Origin of the sequence: Yinghuangia sp. YIM S09857 (assembly GCF_051388915.1) — a bacterium.
Taxonomy (GTDB): Bacteria; Actinomycetota; Actinomycetes; order Streptomycetales; family Streptomycetaceae; genus Yinghuangia.
Map to the genome: position 1 here is coordinate 287,185 of NZ_JBPKBH010000006.1, position 19,989 is coordinate 307,173.

A 19,989-nucleotide genomic window follows, 5' to 3' on the forward strand; every position below is an offset into this window, starting at 1 on the left:
ACCCGGAGGCTCACCGGAGCTTGCGCCGGAGCCAAGCCGGAGCCAAGCCGGAGCCAATCCGGAGCCCACTCGGAGCCTTGCCGGAACTCCGCCCCCACCGCCCGGCACCGCACCGAGTACCCACACCCCTGACCATCCCCCCGCACGCCCCGCCGCCCGGGGCGCCGCGCCGCTGAGGAGGTGACCGCGCTGAAGCTGGAACTGCGCGGGATCACGAAACGGTTCGGATCGCTGGTCGCGAACGACCACATCGATCTGACCGTCGAGCCCGGAGAGATCCACTGCCTCCTCGGTGAGAACGGTGCCGGCAAGTCGACGCTGATGAACGTCCTGTACGGGCTCTACGAGCCGACGTCGGGCGAGATCGTCGTGGACGGGCAGCCGCGCACCTTCAGGACCGCGGGCGACGCCATCGACGCCGGTATCGGCATGGTCCACCAGCACTTCATGCTCGTCCCGGTGTTCACCGTCGCCGAGAACGTGATGCTGGGCAACGAGGAGACCCAGGCGCTGGGCTGGCTGGACCGCCGCCGCGCCCGGAAGAAGGTGCTCGACCTGGTCGCCGAGTACGGGTTGGAGGTCAACCCGGACGCGACCGTCGAGGACCTGCCGGTCGGCCTCCAGCAGCGCGTAGAGATCCTCAAGGCCCTGGTCCGCGACGCCAAGGTGCTGATCCTGGACGAGCCGACCGCGGTGCTGACGCCGCAGGAGACCCAGGAGCTGTTCCGGGTCATGCGCGCGCTGCGCGACTCCGGCCACTCCATCGTCTTCATCACCCACAAGCTCAAGGAGGTCAAGGCCGTCGCCGACCGCATCACGGTCATCCGCCGCGGCAAGGTCGTCGGCAGCGCCGACCCGTCGTCCTCCGAGACCGAGTTGGCCTCGCTCATGGTCGGCCGGCCCGTGGACCTGGTGGTGCGCAAGGAGCCCGCGCAGCCGGGCGAGGTGCGGTTCACCCTCGAAGGCGTCACGGTGCTCGACGACCTCGGCAACGTCCAGGTGGACAGCGTGGACCTGGAACTGCGCGAGGGCGAGATCCTCGGCATCGCGGGCGTGCAGGGCAACGGCCAGACCGAGCTGACCCAGGCCATCCTCGGGCTGCGCAGGCCCGCCGCCGGGCGGATCCGGCTGGACGGCCGCGACATCACCGCGCTCAGCCCGCGCAAGACGCTCGACGCGGGCGTCGGGTTCGTCCCGGAGGACCGCCAACATGACGGGATCGTGGGCGAGTTCACAGTGTCCGAGAACCTGGTGCTCGACCTGGTCACCCGTCCGCCCTACGGCGGCGGCGTGGCGATCAACCCCAAGAAGGTGCGGGAGAACGCGTACCAGCGGGTCGAGGAGTTCGACATCCGCACGCAGTCGATCGACAGCCCGGCGGGCTCGCTGTCCGGCGGCAACCAGCAGAAGGTCGTGGTGGCCCGCGAAATGTCGCGCCCGCTGCGGCTGTTCATCGCCTCGCAGCCGACCCGCGGCGTGGACGTCGGCGCGATGGAGTTCATCCACCAGCGCATCGTGGCCGAACGGGACGTCGGCACGCCGGTGGTCATCGTCTCCACCGAGCTGGACGAGGTCGTCGCGCTCGCCGACCGGATCGCGGTGATGTACCGCGGCCGCATCGTCGGCATCGTGCCGCCGACCGCGACACGTGAGCAACTGGGCCTGCTGATGGCCGGGGTCGAGGACCCCGCGCTGCTGGAGAAGGCCGCCACGCGTCCGTCGCTGGAGCTGGACGTCGAGGACATCGAGAGCGCCGAGGCCGGCGACGACGACACGACCGGTGGAGAGGAGGGGCAGGCATGAGCGACGCGAACAACGACGGCGGGAAGCCCGCGGACGGCACACCCGAGCGGCCCGCGGAGCAGCCGACGGAGGAGCCGAGGGAGCAGTCGCCCAAGACGCCGTCCGAGCAGCCCGCCGACACGTCCGCCGAGAAGCCGGTCGCGGCGATCGCCGCGGCCAAGCCCAAGGCGAAGCCGCAGAAGTCCTTCGGACGCCAGGTGATCGACGGCATCGTCACCGGCAACTCGGCCGTCGTGACGTTCCTCGCGATCGTGCTGGCCCTGCTCGTCGGCGCGGTCCTGATCGTCCTGTCGAACCAGGACGTCCTCGACAAGTACAAGTACTTCTTCGACGACCCGGGCGACGCGCTGTCCGCGTCGTGGGACCTTGTCAAGGACGCGTACGTCGCGCTCTTCAAGGGCGCGATCGTCGACCCGGGCACCTTCGACAGCAATTACGCGCCCTACATCCTCAACCCGATCTCCGAGACGATCTCGCAGGCCACCCCGCTGATCTTCGGCGGCCTCGCGGTCTCCATCGCCTTCCGCGCCGGCCTGTTCAACATCGGCGCGCAGGGCCAGCTCATCGCGGGCGCGATCGTCGCGTCGTGGGTCGGCTTCACGTTCGACCTGCCGGGCGCGCTGCTGCTGATCCTGGTGATCGTCGGCGGCATCCTCGGCGGCGCGGTCTACGCCGGGCTGGCCGGCGTCCTCAAGGCGCGCTTCGGCGCCCACGAGGTGATCGTCACGATCATGTTCAACTACATCGCGCTGAACTTCCTCGCGTGGCTGCTGACCACCGACACGTTCCGCGAGGAGGACCAGCAGCAGCCGATCGGCAAGCCGCTGGACGACGACGCGCTGCTGCCCCGGCTGTTCGGCGACGAACTGCGCATCAACCTCGGCATCATCCTCGCGCTCGCCGCGGTGGTGCTCTACTGGTGGATCCTCAACCGCTCGACGATGGGCTTCGAGCTGCGCGCGGTCGGCTCCAACCCGGACGCCGCGCGCACCGCGGGCATGAGCGTCGGACGCGCGCAGATCGTGGCGATGGCCATCGCGGGCGCCATGGCCGGCATGGTCGGCGTCTCGCAGCTCGCCGGCCCGTACAACGCGGGCCACCAGTTGAGCCCGACCATCGACGCGGGCCTCGGCTTCACCGCCATCACGGTCGCGCTGCTCGGTCGCACCAAGCCGGTCGGCGTCGTCTTCGCGGCGCTGCTGTTCGGCGCGTTGCAGGCGGGCGGCTCGAAGATGCAGGCGGCCGTGGGCGTGTCGATCGACATCGTCATGGTCATCCAGGCGGTGATCGTGCTCTGTGTCGCGGCACCCGCCCTGGTCCGCACGATCTTCCGCCTCAAGGGCGCGCACAAGGGCGGCGAAGGCGGCCTGGTGGCGAAGGAAACCGCAGGGGCGGAGGCCGTCTGATGTCGAACACTCTCATCACCCCCGAGGCGGAGGCGCCGCAGGAGGCCACCGGGGCCGCGGCGCGCACGCTCGCGGCCGCCGCTTGGCGCCGGGCGCTGATCACCGGCATCGGCTTCGTCCTGATCGGCGCCGACGCGCTGTGGGCCTTCGGCTTCGGCACCAAGGGCGGCGTCGACGTCGTCTTCGGCATGACCGTCTCGGGCTCCGGCCCGGAGGTCGGCGACCTGGACGTGGCCGCGCGCGGCACCGCCATCGCGATGTCGATCGTGTGCATGGCGGCGGGCGTCGCCCGCATCCTGCTGGACCGCTCCACGCTCGCCCGGCGGCTGAGCGCCGCGGTGTTCGTGATCGCTTTCGTGGTGGCGTTCCTGAGCTGGGCCATCGCGGGCAAGCAGATGTCCTTCGCGGGCGCGCTCCAGAACACCATGCTCGCCGCGACGCCGCTCATCCTCGGCGCCCTCGCGGGCGTCATCGGCGAGCGCTCCGGCGTCGTCAACATCGCCATCGAGGGCCAGTTCCTGGCCGGCGCGTTCTCCGCGGCGCTGGTCGGCTCGATCACCGACTCGCTGTACGCGGGTCTGGTGGCCGGCGCGATCTCCGGCGGTCTGGTCGGCCTGCTGCTCGCCGTCTTCGCGGTGCGCTACATGGTCGAGCAGGTCGTGCTCGGTGTCGTCATCAACCTGCTCGTCGCGGGTATGACGGGCTTCCTCTACTCGCAGCTCCTGCGGCCGAACAGCGACAAGTACAACAACCCCGGCACCTTCGACGCCTGGGCGATCCCCGGGCTGTCCGACATCCCGGTGATCGGCCCGGTGCTGTTCGACGTCAACGTGATCGTGTACCTGATGTACGTCCTGATCGCGGCCGTCCACCTCGCCCTCTTCCACACCCGTTGGGGCCTGCGGGCCCGCGCGGTCGGCGAGCACCCGACGGCGGCCGACACGGTCGGCATCAAGGTGCGGCGCACCCGGTACCTGAACGTGTCGGGGGCGGGCCTCATCGCCGGTGTCGGCGGCGCGTTCCTCACCATCGGCACGGTCGGCACGTTCAGCAAGGACATGGCGTCCGGCGCGGGCTACATCGCGCTCGCGGCGGTCATCTTCGGCCGCTGGCGCCCGCTGGGCGCGGTGGCGGCGGCGCTGCTGTTCGGTTTCACGAAGGCGCTCGCGACCTCGCTGCAACCGCTCCAGACGCCGATCCCGGCGGAGTTCCTGCAAATGCTGCCGTACATCGTCACGGTGTTCGCGGTGGCCGGTCTGGTGGGCAGGGTGCGGCCGCCCGCCGCGGCCAACAAGCCCTACACGAAGGGCTGACGGCATGTCCGGTACCGAGGCGGCACAGGCGGCGGACGTCGACTGGGAGGCACTGCGGGAGGCGGCGCGCGAGGCGATGACGCACGCGTACGCGCCGTACTCGAAGTTCCCGGTGGGCGCCGCGGCGATCGTGGACGACGGGCGCACCGTCGTCGGCTGCAATGTCGAGAACGCGTCGTACGGCGTGACTTTGTGCGCGGAATGCGGTCTGGTGGGAGCGCTGCACATGAGCGGGGGCGGCCGCCTCGTCGCGTTCACGTGCTGCGACGGCGACGGCGCGGTGCTGATGCCGTGCGGTCGCTGCCGCCAACTCCTGTGGGAGCACGGCGGTCCGGGGCTGCTGGTGGACACCGCGCGCGGCGTCCGGCCGATGAGCGAGGTCCTGCCGGACGCCTTCGGTCCCGACAACCTGACCTGACCGCGAAGCGAGGAGCCTGTTGAGCATGGACGCCATCTCCGTCATCCGCACGAAGCGCGACCGGGGCGAGCTGACCAACAGTCAGATCGACTGGGTGGTCGACGCCTACACGCGCGGCGAAGTGGCGGACGAGCAGATGTCCGCGCTCGCGATGGCGATCCTGCTCAACGGCATGACGTCCGCCGAGATCAACCGCTGGACGGACGCCATGATCGCGTCCGGCGAGCGCATGGACTTCTCCGGCCTGTCGCGGCCGACCGCGGACAAGCACTCCACCGGCGGCGTGGGCGACAAGATCACGCTGCCGCTCGCGCCGCTGGTGGCCGCGTGCGGCGTCGCCGTACCGCAGTTGTCCGGACGCGGCCTCGGCCACACCGGCGGCACGCTCGACAAGCTGGAGGCGATCCCGGGCTGGCGGGCCCTGCTGTCCAACGACGAGATGCTCGCCGTCCTGGAGTCGGTCGGCGCGGTCGTCTGCGCGGCGGGTGACGGCCTCGCCCCCGCCGACAAGAAGCTGTACGCGCTGCGTGACGTCACCGGCACGGTCGAGGCCATCCCCCTGATCGCCAGCTCGATCATGAGCAAGAAGATCGCGGAGGGCACCGGCGCGCTCGTGCTGGACGTCAAGGTGGGCACCGGCGCGTTCATGAAGGAACTCGCCGACGCGCGCGAACTCGCCCGCACGATGGTCCGGTTGGGCGTCGACCACGGCGTCAAGACGGTCGCGCTGCTGACCGACATGTCCACCCCGCTGGGCCTGACCGCCGGGAACGCCCTCGAAGTCCGGGAGTCCGTCGAGGTGTTGGCGGGCGGCGGCCCGGCCGACGTCGTCGAACTCACCCTGGCCCTGGCCCGCGAGATGCTGGCCGCCGCGGGCGCGGCCGACCGGGATCCGGCGGAAGCCCTCAAGAACGGCTCCGCGATGGACGCCTGGCGCCGCATGATCGCCGCACAGGGCGGCGACCCGGACGCCCCGCTGCCCACCGCGCGCGAGACACACGTGGTGGCGGCGGGCACCTCCGGCGTGCTGACCCGCCTCGACGCGTACGGCGTCGGCGTGGCGGCCTGGCGCCTCGGTGCCGGACGCGCCCGCAAGGAGGAGGCCGTCCAGGCCGGCGCGGGCGTCGAGATCCACGCCAAGCCCGGCGACACGGTGGCCCAGGGCCAGCCCCTGCTGACCCTGCACACCGACACCCCCGAGCGGTTCGACTACGCCCTCGAAGCGGTCGCCGACGCGTACGACATCGCGGCCCCGGGCACCGGGTTCACCCCGACGCCGATCGTCATCGACCGTATCGGCCCCACTTCCTGACCGGCTCCGGCCGCCTGCGCGGCCAGGTGCGGGCGGTATCCCGAATACGTCAGAACCGCCCCGCCCCGGGCGGCACATTGCCGGGCGCACATAAGCGGTCCCGTTGCGCGTGCCGGAATCCGGCCTGAGCGGGGAATTCCACGTTCCGGCCGCTCGGGTGGCACATCTGCGCATTATCCGATCCTGGAGCACCCGGCCGCCCTCTCGCCGAAACCGAGGATCCCCGGAAATTCCTCGGCCCGGGAACGGGGAGCGACTCGCCGCGGAGCCGAATGCGCCACGCTCACCCGAAGCCGAGATTAGGACAGTGATGACGCAGACGTCGGTGGCGCGGAATACCGATGTGGTGGTGGTGGGGGCCGGGGTCGTGGGCCTGTCGACCGCGGTGTGCCTGGCCGAGGCGGGCCTCAAGGTGCGGGTGGACACATCCAGGCCGCCCTGGCAGACCACATCGGCGGCCGCGGGCGCGGCGTGGGACCCGTACCTCGCCGAACCGACCTCGCGGGCGCTGAAGTGGTCGCTGATGTCGCTGGAGGAGCTGACCCGGCTGACCGACGACCCCGCGGAGACCGGGGTCCGGTGGGTCGAGGGGACGCAGGAGTCGCGGGTGCCGTGCTCGCTCCCGTTCTGGGCCAGTGCCGTCGAGGTCGAGATGTGCGCTCCGGAGGAACTGCACCCCGGCTTCGAGACCGGGTGGCGCCTGAGCATCCCGATCGCGGACGCCCCCGCGTACCTCCGGCACCTGATCCGCCGCTTCGAGCGGGCGGGCGGCCGCGTGTGCCCGCGGACGTACACCTCGCTCACCGAGGCCGTCGTCGAGGCCCCGATCGTGGTGAACTGCACCGGCTCGGGGGCGCGCACGCTGGTGCCCGACGCGGCCGTGCAGCCGCTCAAGGGCCAGGTCGTCGTGGTGCGCAACCCGGGCGTCGACCGGTTCTTCTGCGACGACACGCCGGACAGCGACGAGTACACCTACTTCTACCCGCACGACCAGGTGGTCACGTTGGGGGGCTCGCAGCAGCCGGACAGCACCACGATGGTCCCGGACGAGGCGGCCGCCGAGGCCATCGTGCGCCGCTGCGGCGCCGTCGAGCCGCTGCTGCTGGAGGCCGCGATCCTGGACCACCGCGTCGGCCTGCGGCCGGTCCGCCCGGAGGTCTGCCTCGAAGTCGAGGAACTGCCGAACGGCCACCGGCTCGCGCACAACTACGGCCACGGCGGCGCGGGCTTCTCGCTGGCCTGGGGCTGCGCCGTGGACCTGACCGCCAAGATCCTCGGCGCCGACTCCGCGTCGGGGGCCGAGATCGCGTCCTAGGAAGAGGATCCGCGCAGCGATGACTATCTCGGCGAACGCTCTGGGCGGCACCGGCACCGGCCTCGGCAAGGGGGGCGTGTTCGCGGCGATCCGTCGGCACGGGTACGCCGTGATCCGTCTCGGTGCCCGTCAGGCCGCCGTGCAGAGCCGGCTGTGCGCGAGCGCCGCGGAGTTCTTCGCGCTCGATACCGCGGCGAAAATGCGGTACGCCACGGATGCGCGCAACGCGGGATATCGCCCGGTGCGGTCCGCGTACGCCCGGTCGCCCGAATACCCGGACGTCAACGAATCGTTCCTGTACTGGACCACGACGCCGAGAAGAATCCCGCGCGGCCGCGAGGCGGCGGCGTTTCTTGATTGCCTGGCGGACTATCGCGCGATGGTCGCGGCCGTCGTCGCGGAAATCATGGCGGAAATCTGCCGCCACTACGGCCACGGCGGCGAACTGCCTTTCGCGGAGGCGTCCTTTGTCCAGGTGAACTCCTATCCTGAGGACCGGGAACGTGAGTTCCTCCAGGAGACGCACGAGGACGCGGTGTTCCTCAGCACCATCTGGGCGAGCGCGGACGGGCTGGAGCTGATGCTCGACGGCGAGGCCGTGCCGGCCGCGTTCGCCGGGGACGACCTTCTCGTGATGCCCGGGAGCATCATGACGGACATGACCGGCGGCGAGATCCCCCCGCTCTACCACCGCGTCCGGAACCACGGTCACGAAGGACGCAAGTCCGTCGTGTACTTCGTGAACCCCGAGGTCGACCGGCCTGTCCGGCCCTTCGTGTCCGCGCCGGACGGTCGCGATGTGGACATCCGTCAGCGGGTGCTGCGCAACCCCCAGGAGTTCTTCGGGCTGTCCGCCGACTTCATGGACCACTGACCCCGCGGCCGGACCGCGGGCGACGCCGCGGCGGAACGGGGGGCGTCGTCCGGCCCCGTCCGCCGTGCCGCGGCCGACGGATTCCGCAGGCCCGCGGTGACGGCGGCGGCCAGCGCGCACAGGGCCAGGACGAACAGGACCGCGCCCGGCCATGCCAGGTCGTGGAAGGCCACGCCGCCGAGCGGGCCGCCCAGACTGCTGCCGAGGTAGTAGGCGGCGATGTAGAGCGCGGAGGCCTGCGCGCGGCCGCGGGTCGCGCGCAGTCCGACCGCGGCACTCGCGGCGGCGTGGCCGGCGAAGAACCCGGCGGTCAGGACGATCAGGCCGGGGATCACCAGGGCCAGGTGGTCCGGCAGCGTGAGGAGCGCGCCCACGGCGGTGACCGCCGACGCCGCCCACAGCGTGGTGCGGTGGCCGAACCGGCCGACCATGCGGCCCGCGGCGGCGGAGCTGAACGTCCCGGCGATGTAGATGACGAAGACCGCGCCGACGACCGCCTCCGGAAGGTTGAACGGAGCGTCGAGCAGCCGGTAGCCGAGGTAGTTGTAGACGGTGCCGAAGGCCGCCATGAAGAGCATGCCCAGCAGGTAGAGGCGGCGCAGCACCGGGTCGGCGAGGTGGGTGCGCAGCGTTCCGGCGAGTTCGCGCGCGCCGCGGTCCGCGGGGCGGAAGTTGCGGGAGCGCGGGACCAGCACGCGGAAGGCGATCGCGCAGGCGAGGGCGACGAGCCCGACGGACAGGAGGGCGGTGCGCCAGCCGCCGAGGTCCCCCGCGAGTCCCGTCACGAGGCGGCCGCCCATGCCGCCGATGCTGTTGCCGGCGACGTACAGCCCCATCGCGGCCGGGAGCGAGGTGCCCTCGATCTCCTCGGCGAGGTACGCCATGGCGGTCGCCGGGAGGCCCGCGAGCGCCACGCCCTGGAGGGTGCGCAGTGCGACCAGGGTGCCGAAGTCCGGTGCGAACGCGGCGAGTACACCCAGCAGCGCGGCGGCGAAGACCGACACGGTCATGATCCGCGTGCGGCCCCACCGCTCGGAGAGCATGCTCACCGGGATCACCGCGAGGGCCAGTGCGCCGGTGGCCACCGAGACGGACACGCTGGCCTGCGCCGGGGTGAGGTGGAAGGCGCCGGACAACTGCGGCAGCAGCGTCTGCGTCGTGTAGAGCATCGCGAACGTCGCGCATCCGGCGAGGAAGAGCGCGAGGTTGACGCGGCGGTAGGCGGCGGTGCCCTTCGCGTGACGGACGGCCGGGGGAGTCCCCGGTATGGCGGGTTCCGGTGTGGCGGACTCGGACTGTGCGGACGACGCGGACATACCGGCGAACGTACGGCCCACCGAGTCATGCGTCCAATGCATGTTTCGGTGATGATTGATGCCATGTCGTATGAGAGCAGGTCAGTCGGGGGGAAGCAGCCGACCCAGGGCGCGAAACGGGCGCCCGTCGGACAGAAGCCCGCAGGCCAGAAGCCCGCGAGTCGGGTGTCCGTGAACCCGGCGCCCGCGAGCCGGATGCCGGTCGACCGGGCCGCCGCGGGTCCCGTGGCCGAGAACCCGCTGGACGTGCTCGTCCCCAGGCTCGTGCACTTCGCCGCCGTGGCGCGCACCGAGCATGTGACGCGGGCCGCCGAGGAGTTGGGCGTACCGCAGCCGACCCTGAGCCGGTCCATGGCGCGCCTGGAGGCCGAGTTGGGCGTGCCGCTGCTGGTGCGCACCGGGCGCGGCGTGCGCCTGACCCGGCAGGGCCGCACACTGCTGGCCGCCGTCGGACCGGTGCTGGACCGGCTCGGCGAGGCGTGCGAGGAGATCCAGGGCGAGGTGAGCGCGGCGCGCGGCAAGGTGGCGTTCGGATTCCTGCACACCATGGGGCCCGAAGCGGTGCCGGGCCTGCTGCGCGCCTTCCGCGCCGATCACCCGGGCATCCGCTTCTCGCTCGTGCAGGACTCGGCCGTGTCGATGCTGGCCCGCATGCGGGCGGGGGAGTTGGACCTGTGCCTGACCTCGCCGTTGCCCGACGACCCGGACCTCGCGGTACGCGCCCTCGGTCGGCAGCGGCTCTACCTCGTCGTCCCGGCCGACCACCGGCTCGCGGACCGCGGGCGGGTGCGCCTGGCCGAGGCGGCGGGCGAGGAGTTCGTGTGCATGGAGCCCGGGTACGGCCTGCGCCGCATCGCCGACGCCCTGTGCGCCGAGGCGGGGTTCGTACCGCGCGTCGCGTTCGAGGGCGAGGAGGCCGAGACGCTGCGCGGCCTGGTCGCCGCCGGGCTCGGCGTCGCGCTGCTCCCGGCACCCGAGGCGGTACGCCCGGGCACGGTGCAACTGGCGGTCACCGAGCCGCGCGCGTACCGCACCATCGGGCTGGCCTGGCCGCGGGAGCGCCCGGAGACCGTGCCGGTGAAGCTGTTCCGCGAGTTCGTCGTCGGCCGCACCGGCAGGCTGCTGGGTCGCAGCTGAGCCCGAGCCGAGCCCGCGCCGAGCACGAGCCGAGCTCGCGCCGAGCCCCCGTCGAACGCGAGCTGAGCCCGAGCCGACCCTGAGCTGTTCTGGACCGGCCCCGGAGCGGCTCCGGAGCCGCGTCGAACCGAACGGGAGCCCAGCCGAACGGCCACCTTTCCCCGGTCCCGTCTTCATCTGACATTCGTGCCTTCTACGCGCGTAGGTACTAAAGTCTGCCCATGCACAGCCAACACGCAGCCTCGCCCTCGGCCGAACACATCCGCCGAGCCCCGAAGGTTCTCCTCCATGACCACCTCGACGGCGGCCTGCGTCCGGCCACCATCGTCGAACTCGCCGCCGCGGTGGGCTACGGCAACCTCCCGACCGACGACCCCGTGGCGCTCGGCGCCTGGTTCCGCGAAGCGGCCGACTCCGGCTCGCTGGAGCGCTACCTGGAGACGTTCTCGCACACCTGCGCCGTCATGCAGACGCGCGAGGCGCTGGTGCGCGTGGCCGCCGAATGCGCCGAGGACCTGGCGGCCGACGGCGTCGTGTACGCCGAGGTCCGTTACGCGCCCGAACAGCACCTCGAAGGCGGGCTGACCCTCGACGAGGTCGTCGAAGCCGTCAACGAGGGCTTCCGCCTCGGCGAGCACAACGCCCTCCGGACCGGCCGCCGCATCCGCGTCGGCGCGCTGCTCACGGCGATGCGGCACGCCGCCCGCTCGCTGGAGATCGCCGAGCTCGCGAACCGCTACCGCGACCAGGGCGTCGTGGGCTTTGACATCGCGGGCGCCGAGGCCGGCCACCCGCCCACGCGCCACCTCGACGCGTTCGAGTACCTCCAGCGCGAGAACTTCCACTTCACGATCCACGCGGGCGAGGCCTTCGGCCTGCCGTCGATCTGGGAGGCCGTGCAGTGGTGCGGCGCCGACCGCCTCGGACACGGGGTGCGCATCATCGACGACATCGACGTCAAGGACGACGGCTCCGTCGCGCTCGGCCGCCTCGCCGCCTACGTCCGCGACAAGCGCATCCCGCTGGAGATGTGCCCGACCTCCAACCTCCAGACCGGCGCCGCCGACTCCTATGCCGACCACCCCATCGGCCTGCTCCGCAAGCTCTACTTCCGCGTGACGGTCAACACCGACAACAGGCTGATGAGCGGGACGTCGATGACGCGCGAATTCGAGCACCTGGTCGGCGCGTTCGGCTACGACCTCGACGACATGCAGTGGTTCACGGTCAACGCCATGAAGTCCGCGTTCATCCCGTTCGACGAGCGTCTGGCCATGATCAACGAGGTGATCAAGCCCGGGTACGCGGCCCTCCGCGCCGAATGGCTGTTCCCCCGCGGCTGATCGCGGACCCGCCCGGGACCCGGCGCGGATCCACCGCCGACGAAAGGGCCCGGACACCCCCTGGCAAGGGGCCGCCCGGGCCTTTTGCGTTTTGCAATCCGCCTCTTCCCTTCGCTACCTTTCGTGGTCACGTAGTCACGTGGCGTGGAAGAGCCGCGTCCGGAAGATGAGGATGCTCATGGGATCGGTAACGCGCAAGGCGGCTGTCACGGTCGGGCTCGGAGCGGCGATCGTGGCCGGCACGGCCGGATCGGCGATGGCCGCGACCGGCGGCAACGCCGGACTCCTCAACCCGCAGGTCCCCGTGATGCCGAAGGTGGCGCAGGAGAACGGCGGCACCCTCGGGCCGTTCCCGATCAGCGGGGTGACCGACAGCCTGCCGACCGGCCAGGTCACCGGCGGCCTCGACACCGCGGCCCAGACGGCGACCCAGACCCTGCCCACCAACGCGCTTCCCGGCCTGCCCGGGGTCCCCGGCCTCGGCTGACCCGTACGACCGCCCGCCGCCGGGCCGCGCCCGTATCGGCGCGTCCCGGCGGCTTTCGCATGCGGGGGCGGCGAGCAGCCTGCCGGGTGCGTCAGAACCGGTCGTACAGCGAGCGCGCGACGTTCCCCAGATAGGGCCCCGTCATCGTCTCCGCGCTCGACGTCAATATCCCCAGCGAGATGTTGCTGACCAGGTATCTCTTGCCCTCGACCTCCGCGAACCAGCCCCCGCCGCTGGACCCGCCGGTCATCGTGCAGCCCATCCACAACATCGCCGGCTCCGGCCAGCCGGAGTTGCGGAAGTCCGTGGTCGGCGAGTGGCAGGTGTACAACTCGCTGCCGTCGTACGGCTCCTCGCCCGGATACCCGAACGAGTCCACGACCAGATTGCGCGGCGCGTTGAACATGATCTCGGCGCCGGCGCCCAACTCCTCCTCCAGCGACTGCCGGCCGGAGGGCGGCTGCACGGTGAACGCGCCGAAGTCGAAGGGCGAGGCAGCGCTGTCCCGCTCGGGGTCGGCGTCCTCGACCCACTGGTCGCTCACCTCGACCTGCCGGGCCGGCCAGCGGCCGTACGGCGCCTTCTCGGCGAGCGTGCGCCCGGCTCCGTTGTAGCCCGGGATGAACGTCACGCGCTTGTAGAACGCCCCGTCCCGCCCGCCGTGCAGGCAGTGCGCCGCGGTCCACACCATGTTGCCGCTCGGATGGCTCACCACCGTGCCGCTGCACTCCGCGACGCCGCCCGGCACCTCGAAGAAGATCTTGCCGCGTATCGCGGTCTGCTCGTCGTACGGCGCCGCGACCGCCTCGGCGTCCACCGTGCGCGGCGGCCGGAAGTTCGGATTGGACGGCGCTTCGACGCCCTGCGGGCCGACCGGTTTCGCCTCGCCGAGCTTGCCCTCGTCGTCCCAGAAGTCGTTGGTGTCGTCGATCTCCTGCGAGGAGTACTCCTTGGACGACATCGCGGACGTCTTCGCCGCCTTCACGGCGAGCGTCCCGCTCAGGAACAGCCCCAGCAGCGTCACCACCACGCCGCCCACGACGGACAGCGTGATGATCCGGTTCCTGTGGTACGTCGGCCCCACCGGGCCTCCCCCCTCGCCTGCGCCGTCCGACCGTCCCCGGTCCGGACGCGGTCCGGACCCTGAACGGATGATAGGCGCTGGGCGGCCCTGGCGACCGGGCCCGGGTCACCTCTCCTTGGGGATGAAGACCCAGAGCGCGAGGTAGAGCAGGAACTGCGGGCCGGGCAGCAGGCAGGAGACCACGAAGGCGATGCGGACGGCCTTGGGCGTCCAGCCGAAGCGGTGGGCGATACCCGCGCAGACGCCGGCGATCATCCGGCCTTCGCGCGGCCGGGTCAATCGGGCGGGTTGCGTCATGGCGTACATGGCGGTCGGTTCCTCCTCGGGGGGTGCGTACCTCGCACCCTCCCTTTCGAAGGTACGCACGACCGCGGGGCATTTCGTCCTTCTCCCGGACCGGACGGACATGCTGCGCAGGGCGGAGGAACCGGCTCGCAGGCGTAGGGGTTTCCTCAGGGGCCGACCCTGAGGACGAGCCGCACGGTCGCGGCGGCGGCGGCCTACCTCGTCGCGGTGGGCGACGAGGATGCCGAGGCGGTCGGGCCGCCCTCCGCGCCGATGGGCCCGATGGGGCCGTCCTCGAACGCCGCGCAGGTCAGCGCCCGCCCCGGGCCGGTCCGCCCGGCCAGCAGCACCGACGCCGAGCTCCCCGCGTGTTCCAGCGTGCAGACCACCTGGCCCAGCGCGAGCGGGTCCAGGTCCGTAACCGAGGCCAGGTCGAGGCGGATCAGCACCGCCGGATCGTCGGTCACCGGCTCGGCGAGCCGTACGCCGCCCGTCGGCAGCCGCGTGGTCCAGCCCGCCGCCGCCTCCTCGGCGTTCGGTCCGCGGGCCAGTTCGCGCAACAGCCGGTCGATCAGCGACATGCGCAGGGGGTCGCCCGGCCCGGGCTGGCGCGTCGAGTTGTGCCCGGGCACCGGCAGGTCGACCGCGTCGCCGCGCAGCACCGGGGCCGGGCGCCCGTTGCGTACGAGATAGATGGAGTGCATGGCCAGCACCGGCGACGTCGCGGTGCCCTGCGGGCGCTTGGCGGGCTCGCCCGCGTTGATCGGCCCCTCGGTCTCACGGATCCCGCACGCGGCGAGCAGGGCCGTGGCGCCGAAGACGCCGAGCAGCGCGAGGGCGCGGCGCGGGCGTCCGCGCGTCGCCGAGCTCACCGGCCACCTCCGAGCCGCCGCGACGCGTCGGATCCGGAGGCCGCGTCGGCCCCGTCCTCCATGTCGTCGTCGGCCGGCGGTACGAGCGGCAGCCGCAGGCTGAACATCGCGCCGCCGCCCGGCACGTTGGACGCGGACGCGGTGCCGCCGTGGATCCGTGCGTTCTCCATCACGATGGACAGGCCGAGACCGCTGCCCTCGGAGCGCGCCCGCGAGCTGTCCGCCTTGTAGAACCGGTCGAACACGTGGGGCAGGACCTCCTCGGGGATGCCGGGGCCGGTGTCGGACACGTCGATGACCAGGTCTTCGGTGCCCTCCACGGCGAGCATGCCGGGCACGTGCGAGCGCGGCTCGCGGCGGATCTCGACCGTCACCGGCGAACCTCCGTGCCGCAGCGCGTTTCCGACCAGGTTGGAGACCATCACGTCCAGGCGCCGCGCGTCCACCCGCGCGATGATGCCGCGTGCCGAACGCAGGTCGACGGCGTCCATCCAGGCCCGCGCGTCGAGGCACGCGGTGACCAGGTCGGCGATGTCGACGTCGTCCAGTACCAGGGCCGCCGTGCCCGCGTCGAAGCGCGAGACCTCCATCAGGTCCTCGACCAGCGTGGCGAGCCGGTCGATCTCCGCGACGACCAGGCGGGCCGCGGGGGCGCCCTGCTCGCCGAGGCTGTCCGCCTCCTCCTCCAGCAGCTCGCTGACCGCGGTCATCGCGGCCAGCGGTGTGCGCAGTTCGTGCGACACGTCGGCGACGAACCGCCGCGACGACGCCTCCAGCGCCCGCAGTTCCGTGACGCTTCGCTCCAGCTTCTCGGCCGCGTCGTTGAAGGTCCGTGCCAGGTCCGCGAGTTCGTCGGAGCCCCGGACGTCCAACCGGGTGTCCAGCTTGCCGGCGCCCAACTGCCGTGCGGCGTCCCCGAGTCGGCGTACCGGACGCAGCACGTGTCGGGCGCCGACAAGGGCGAGCACCGCCGCCGCACCGAGTGCGAGCACCGCGCCGGTCGTCAAGTAGCGGGCCAGGGACGTCAGATCGGTCTGCTCGGCGCGCAGCGACTGGAACATGTAGCCGGTCGGGCCGTCCGCCTGTCCCGGGGACGAGGCGACGACCTTCGTCCCGCAGATCAGGTACGGCTGGCCGTTTATGTTCACCCGCTTGAAGTACATGTGGTACTTGAGCTGGTCGTCCGTCTCGTTGACCACCCGCCGCAGGTCCTCGGGCACGTCGTCGAGCGTGAACTCGCCGCCGCCGGGCGCCGAGACGAGGTTGTCCTTGCCGACCAGCACGACCTGGTAGCCGAAGCTGGTGCTCTTGAGCTGGAGCGCCGCGGCGTTCAACTGCTCCTGCGTGGGATCGGCCGGCAGGTTCGCCGAGACCCGGCCGAGGCCGTCGCGGAACTCCTTGATGACGGAGTCCTGCGCGCGCTGGAGGACCGCGTTGCGGGTCAGCCAGTAGGCGATCCCGGAGGCCGCGACCGCCGAGATGAGGGCGACGATCGCGAACACCGCGAGGATGCGCACCCGCAGCGAGCTCAGGCGCAGCGCGTGGCCGAGCCGCGCGAGCACCGGGCGGCGCGAGCGGGGACGGGCGGCGGACTGCTTCCGCGTACGGGTGAACCGGCCGGTCACGGCGGGTCGAGGCGGTAACCCACGCCCCGGACGGTGCGGATGAGCGTCGGCGCCGACGGCACCAACTCGACCTTGGCGCGCAGTCGTTGGACGCACGCGTCCACCAGCCGCGAGTCGCCGAGGTAGTCGTGCTCCCAGACCAGCCGCAGCAGTTGCTGCCGCGACAGCGCCTGGCCCGGGCGGCGGCTCAGCTCGACGAGCAGCCGCAGCTCGGTCGGGGTCAGCGACAACTCCTCGCCGCCCTTGGTCACGATCATCGCGTTGCGGTCGACCACCAGGTCGCCGAACACCGAAGCGTCCGAGACCTCGCGCTCGCCGCGGCGCAGCACCGCGCGGATGCGTGCGTCCAGGACGCGCGGCTGCACCGGCTTGACCACGTAGTCGTCCGCACCGGACTCCAGGCCGACGACGACGTCGATGTCGTCGTTGCGGGCGGTCAGCAGGATGATCGGCAGCGAGTCGGTGCGGCGGATCCGCCGGCACACCTCGAAGCCGTCGATCCCGGGCAGCATCACATCCAGCACGATGAGGTCGGGGCGCTGCTCGCGCCACCGCTCCAGTCCGAGCTCGCCGGTGGCAGCGGTCACCACACGGTGACCCTGGCGGCCAAGCGCGAGTTCGAGGCCGGTGCGTACGGCCTCGTCGTCCTCGATCAGCAACAGGTAGGGCACGCGAGCCATTGTGTCTGACGTCACGGGTGGGAAGAACACGGGTCCGCGTTCCGCGGTTCTCCGGCCCCCGGCCCTGTTGCATACCTGTGACACGAGGCGGACGGTCCGATGAAGCCCGACCAGCAGAGTTGTGGTCGTGAACGAAGCTCGCGTTGAAGCAGGCTCTGGGGGAGGAACCATGCAGTCACAGCTCATCGACCGCCACGAGAACCGCCGCACGGTCGTCGCGCTCGCCGCGGTCCCGAGTGTCGGCACCTCGGCCTCGCGCGCCGCGGTCCAGGACACCGGTTGCGTCGACGACGACTTCACGGCGTACGTGCGGGAGCGCCGCTCGGCGCTGTTCGCCACCGCGTACCACCTCACCGGGGACCGCAACGAGGCCGAGGACCTGTTGCAGAGCGCCCTGATGAGCACCTACCAGGCGTGGGGCCGCATCCAGGACAAGGCCGCGCTCGGCGGCTACCTGCGCCGCACGATGACCAACCTGCACATATCGGCATGGCGGCGCCGCCGCATCGGCGAGTACCCCACCGAGGAGATGCCCGAGCGCCCCGACGGCTCGGACTCGATGGGCGACACCGAGCTGCGCGCCGTTCTGTGGTCGGCCCTGGCCAAGCTGCCGGAGCCGCAGCGCACGATGCTCGTGCTGCGCTACTACGAGGGCCGGACCGACCCCGAGGTCGCCGAGGTGCTCGGGGTCAGCGTCGGCACCGTCAAGAGCAGCATCTGGCGCGCGCTGCGCCGACTGCGCGAGGACGAGGCGCTGAGCTTCGGCGCGGACGAGGCGTTCGCGGAGCTGGTCGCCTGAACCGCGGCCGATGAGGCACCCCGCCAATGCGGCGGGTACTGCGCGACGTCGAGTGTTCACACTGGTCCGGGGGGGCTTGGTGGGGACCTGGAGTCCCGGGTGTGGTCCGATCGCCGGACCGGCCCGGGGCTTCGTCGTTTCCGGGTGGCCCCGGAGGCGTCCGCCGCCGGGGTGTGCTGTCACGCGGTTGAGGACGGCACAGTCGCCGGTTCGGTTCCGACGGGTGTCACGTTGCCCGGGCGCCGACAATTTCGCTACCTTGCGTGTTTGATCGGGCGCACTCCGTGGTCGGTCGCGGTCGGCGAGATGCCGGCTGGTCGTGTCGTACGGAAGGACCTGCCATGGCTTCGGCAATGCGCACCGTGATGGCCGCCTCGATCGGCGCCGCGGTGGCCCTGGGCGTCGCCGCCCCGGCCGCGACCGCCGCCCCCAAGGCCCCCGGCCCCACCCGCCTGGAACCCGCCCTGGACGCGGCCGTCCCCGCGGCTGTCGACCCGGTGTCGAATATCGCCCTGAACCCGCTCGCGGGCACCGGCGTCAACCCCCTCGACAACTCCGTCGGCACCACGGTCGGCGACCTCCCCCTGAGCACCGCCATGGTCACCGGCCAGGTCGCCGACGGCACCAACTTGCAGGAGATCGTGAAGGGCCTGACGGGCTGATTCGGGGCTCGGCCGCGTCGCCGCGCCGCCTCCGGACCCGCGAACGGCGCAGATCGAGGGGTGCGCGCCGCGCGCGGGTCCGGCTGTCGGACGCGTGTTCGGACGGGCTGGTGCCGAGCCGGACCCGCAGGAGTGGCCCCGTGACTTCGGGGTTCCGCCGCTCGTTGGCGGAACAAGGGAGCCCCACCGCGCACCCGCCCCACCGCGCACCGGCCCCACCGCGCACCGGCCCCACCGCGCACCGGCCCCACCGCGCACCGGCCCCACCGCGCACCGGCCCCACCACGCACCCGCCCCACCACGCACCCGCCCCACCACGCACCAGCCCGGCGCTTCGCGGTCAGTTCCCGGTGGGGTGCCAGACGGTGCGGGTTTCCGTGAAGGCGAGCATGCGGCCCACGCCGGGGTCCGCCGACCAGTCCGGTTCCCTGGCCTCGGGGCGCAGTACGCGCTTGAGGTTGTCGGCGGCGGCGATCTCCAGGTCGCGGACCGAGGCGACCCCGGCGTTGTGCGCCGCGCCCGCGAGGTCGATCGCGTTGACGTCCTGGTGCGCCGCGAGCCACGGGGCGACCTCGGCGAGCGGGCCGCTCAGCAGGTTGACCACCCCGGCCGGGACGTCGGAGACGCCCAGGACCTCGGCGAAGGCCAGCGCCGGCAGCGGCGCCTTCTCGGCGGCCAGCACGACCGCGGTGTTTCCGGTCGCGACCACCGGCGCGACCACGCTGGTGAGGCCCAGCAGCGAGGACTTCTGCGGAGCGAGCACGGCGACGACGCCGGTCGGCTCGGGGGCCGACCAGTTCGCGTACGGCCCGGCCACCGGGTTCGCGCCGCCCGCGACCTGCGCGAGCTTGTCGGTCCATCCGGCGTACCAGACCCAGCGGTCCACCGACGCGTCGACCAACGCGAGCGCCTTGTTGCGGCCCACGCCCTCGGCGGCGGCGACCTCGCCCGCGAACTCCTCGCGGCGGGCCTCCAGCATCTCGGCGACGCGGTAGAGGACCTGACCGCGGTTGTACGCCGTCGCGCCCGCCCAGCCGCCGAACGCCTTGCGCGCGGCGACGACGGCGTCGCGGGCGTCCTTGCGGGTGCCGCGCGGGGCGTTCGCCAGCGGGCGGTCCTTCGTGTCGGTCACCGCGTACACCCGCCCGCTCTCGGACCGGGGGAACTTGCCCCCGATGTACAGCTTGTAGGTCTTGTTGACCGCGAGCCGGGCGGTGCCAGATGCGCGCAACATTTCCTTGGACATCGCAGCTTTTGA

19 protein-coding genes are annotated in these 19,989 nt (G+C 72.1%); 12 read left to right on the forward strand and 7 right to left on the reverse strand.

Features of this window, described 5'->3' with window-relative positions; translation table 11 throughout:
* Positions 1 to 180: 180 nt before the first annotated feature.
* The 7 genes from ACRX5S_RS15165 (at position 181) to ACRX5S_RS15195 (ending at position 8,441) form a co-directional block, all read left to right on the forward strand.
* Positions 181 to 1,803 carry an ABC transporter ATP-binding protein gene (locus tag ACRX5S_RS15165; RefSeq protein ID WP_436773428.1) on the forward strand — a complete coding sequence of 541 codons (1,623 nt, stop codon included), beginning with the start codon at positions 181 to 183 and terminating at the stop codon, positions 1,801 to 1,803.
* Positions 1,800 to 3,209 (forward strand): ABC transporter permease, encoded by a 1,410-nt coding sequence (locus ACRX5S_RS15170; RefSeq protein ID WP_436773429.1) that lies wholly within the window; start codon positions 1,800 to 1,802, stop codon positions 3,207 to 3,209. Before ACRX5S_RS15165 ends, ACRX5S_RS15170 begins: the two co-directional genes overlap by 4 nt.
* Positions 3,209 to 4,522 (forward strand): ABC transporter permease, encoded by a 1,314-nt coding sequence (locus ACRX5S_RS15175; protein ID WP_436773430.1) that lies wholly within the window; start codon positions 3,209 to 3,211, stop codon positions 4,520 to 4,522. Before ACRX5S_RS15170 ends, ACRX5S_RS15175 begins: the two co-directional genes overlap by 1 nt.
* Positions 4,523 to 4,526: 4 nt before the next feature.
* Positions 4,527 to 4,940, forward strand: coding sequence for a cytidine deaminase (locus ACRX5S_RS15180; protein WP_436773431.1), 414 nt, complete (start codon positions 4,527 to 4,529; stop codon positions 4,938 to 4,940).
* Between the two features lie 19 nt (positions 4,941 to 4,959).
* Entirely contained in the window at positions 4,960 to 6,252 is a 1,293-nt protein-coding gene (locus ACRX5S_RS15185; protein WP_436773432.1) for a thymidine phosphorylase, read from the forward strand.
* Between the two features lie 310 nt (positions 6,253 to 6,562).
* Complete coding sequence (locus ACRX5S_RS15190; RefSeq protein ID WP_436773433.1) at positions 6,563 to 7,567, forward strand: NAD(P)/FAD-dependent oxidoreductase; 1,005 nt, start codon at positions 6,563 to 6,565, stop codon at positions 7,565 to 7,567.
* A 19-nt stretch (positions 7,568 to 7,586) separates the two neighbouring features.
* A complete protein-coding gene (locus tag ACRX5S_RS15195) occupies positions 7,587 to 8,441 on the forward strand; it encodes a 2OG-Fe(II) oxygenase family protein (protein WP_436773434.1) in 855 nt (284 codons plus the stop codon).
* On the opposite strand, the gene ACRX5S_RS15200 is transcribed toward ACRX5S_RS15195, so the two are convergent.
* Positions 8,378 to 9,757 (reverse strand): MFS transporter, encoded by a 1,380-nt coding sequence (locus ACRX5S_RS15200; RefSeq protein WP_436773435.1) that lies wholly within the window; start codon positions 9,755 to 9,757, stop codon positions 8,378 to 8,380. The two genes, ACRX5S_RS15195 and ACRX5S_RS15200, sit on opposite strands and share 64 nt — an antisense overlap.
* 195 nt (positions 9,758 to 9,952) lie before the next feature.
* Between ACRX5S_RS15200 and ACRX5S_RS15205 the strand changes: the two genes are divergently transcribed.
* The 3 genes from ACRX5S_RS15205 (at position 9,953) to ACRX5S_RS15215 (ending at position 12,724) form a co-directional block, all read left to right on the forward strand.
* On the forward strand, positions 9,953 to 10,894 hold the full coding sequence (locus ACRX5S_RS15205; protein ID WP_436773640.1) for a LysR family transcriptional regulator: 942 nt from the start codon (positions 9,953 to 9,955) through the stop codon (positions 10,892 to 10,894).
* Positions 10,895 to 11,115: 221 nt separating this feature from the next.
* Positions 11,116 to 12,237: an adenosine deaminase gene (locus tag ACRX5S_RS15210; RefSeq protein WP_436773436.1), complete on the forward strand. Its 1,122-nt coding sequence runs from the start codon at positions 11,116 to 11,118 to the stop codon at positions 12,235 to 12,237.
* 178 nt (positions 12,238 to 12,415) lie between these two features.
* The gene (locus tag ACRX5S_RS15215; protein WP_436773437.1) at positions 12,416 to 12,724 is read left to right on the forward strand and encodes a hypothetical protein; all 309 of its coding nucleotides are present in this window, start codon (positions 12,416 to 12,418) and stop codon (positions 12,722 to 12,724) included.
* 91 nt (positions 12,725 to 12,815) lie between these two features.
* On the opposite strand, the gene ACRX5S_RS15220 is transcribed toward ACRX5S_RS15215, so the two are convergent.
* The 5 genes from ACRX5S_RS15220 to ACRX5S_RS15240 form a co-directional block, all read right to left on the reverse strand.
* Positions 12,816 to 13,808 carry a trypsin-like serine peptidase gene (locus ACRX5S_RS15220; protein WP_436773438.1) on the reverse strand — a complete coding sequence of 331 codons (993 nt, stop codon included), beginning with the start codon at positions 13,806 to 13,808 and terminating at the stop codon, positions 12,816 to 12,818.
* A gap of 105 nt (positions 13,809 to 13,913) precedes the next feature.
* Positions 13,914 to 14,114 carry a PspC domain-containing protein gene (locus ACRX5S_RS15225; protein ID WP_436773439.1) on the reverse strand — a complete coding sequence of 67 codons (201 nt, stop codon included), beginning with the start codon at positions 14,112 to 14,114 and terminating at the stop codon, positions 13,914 to 13,916.
* A gap of 194 nt (positions 14,115 to 14,308) precedes the next feature.
* Positions 14,309 to 14,965, reverse strand: a complete 657-nt coding sequence (locus ACRX5S_RS15230) for a hypothetical protein (protein WP_436773440.1) — start codon at positions 14,963 to 14,965, stop codon at positions 14,309 to 14,311.
* Positions 14,962 to 16,686 carry an ATP-binding protein gene (locus tag ACRX5S_RS15235; RefSeq protein WP_436773441.1) on the reverse strand — a complete coding sequence of 575 codons (1,725 nt, stop codon included), beginning with the start codon at positions 16,684 to 16,686 and terminating at the stop codon, positions 14,962 to 14,964. Before ACRX5S_RS15235 ends, ACRX5S_RS15230 begins: the two co-directional genes overlap by 4 nt.
* On the reverse strand, positions 16,587 to 17,261 hold the full coding sequence (locus ACRX5S_RS15240; RefSeq protein ID WP_281475360.1) for a response regulator transcription factor: 675 nt from the start codon (positions 17,259 to 17,261) through the stop codon (positions 16,587 to 16,589). The genes ACRX5S_RS15235 and ACRX5S_RS15240 overlap by 100 nt, the downstream gene beginning before the upstream one ends.
* Before the next feature lie 178 nt (positions 17,262 to 17,439).
* Between ACRX5S_RS15240 and ACRX5S_RS15245 the strand changes: the two genes are divergently transcribed.
* Positions 17,440 to 18,069 carry a SigE family RNA polymerase sigma factor gene (locus tag ACRX5S_RS15245; RefSeq protein ID WP_436773442.1) on the forward strand — a complete coding sequence of 210 codons (630 nt, stop codon included), beginning with the start codon at positions 17,440 to 17,442 and terminating at the stop codon, positions 18,067 to 18,069.
* Positions 18,070 to 18,410: 341 nt separating this feature from the next.
* Positions 18,411 to 18,731: a hypothetical protein gene (locus tag ACRX5S_RS15250; RefSeq protein ID WP_436773443.1), complete on the forward strand. Its 321-nt coding sequence runs from the start codon at positions 18,411 to 18,413 to the stop codon at positions 18,729 to 18,731.
* A gap of 340 nt (positions 18,732 to 19,071) precedes the next feature.
* On the opposite strand, the gene ACRX5S_RS15255 is transcribed toward ACRX5S_RS15250, so the two are convergent.
* Complete coding sequence (locus ACRX5S_RS15255; protein WP_436773444.1) at positions 19,072 to 19,965, reverse strand: aldehyde dehydrogenase family protein; 894 nt, start codon at positions 19,963 to 19,965, stop codon at positions 19,072 to 19,074.
* Positions 19,966 to 19,989: the final 24 nt, after the last annotated feature.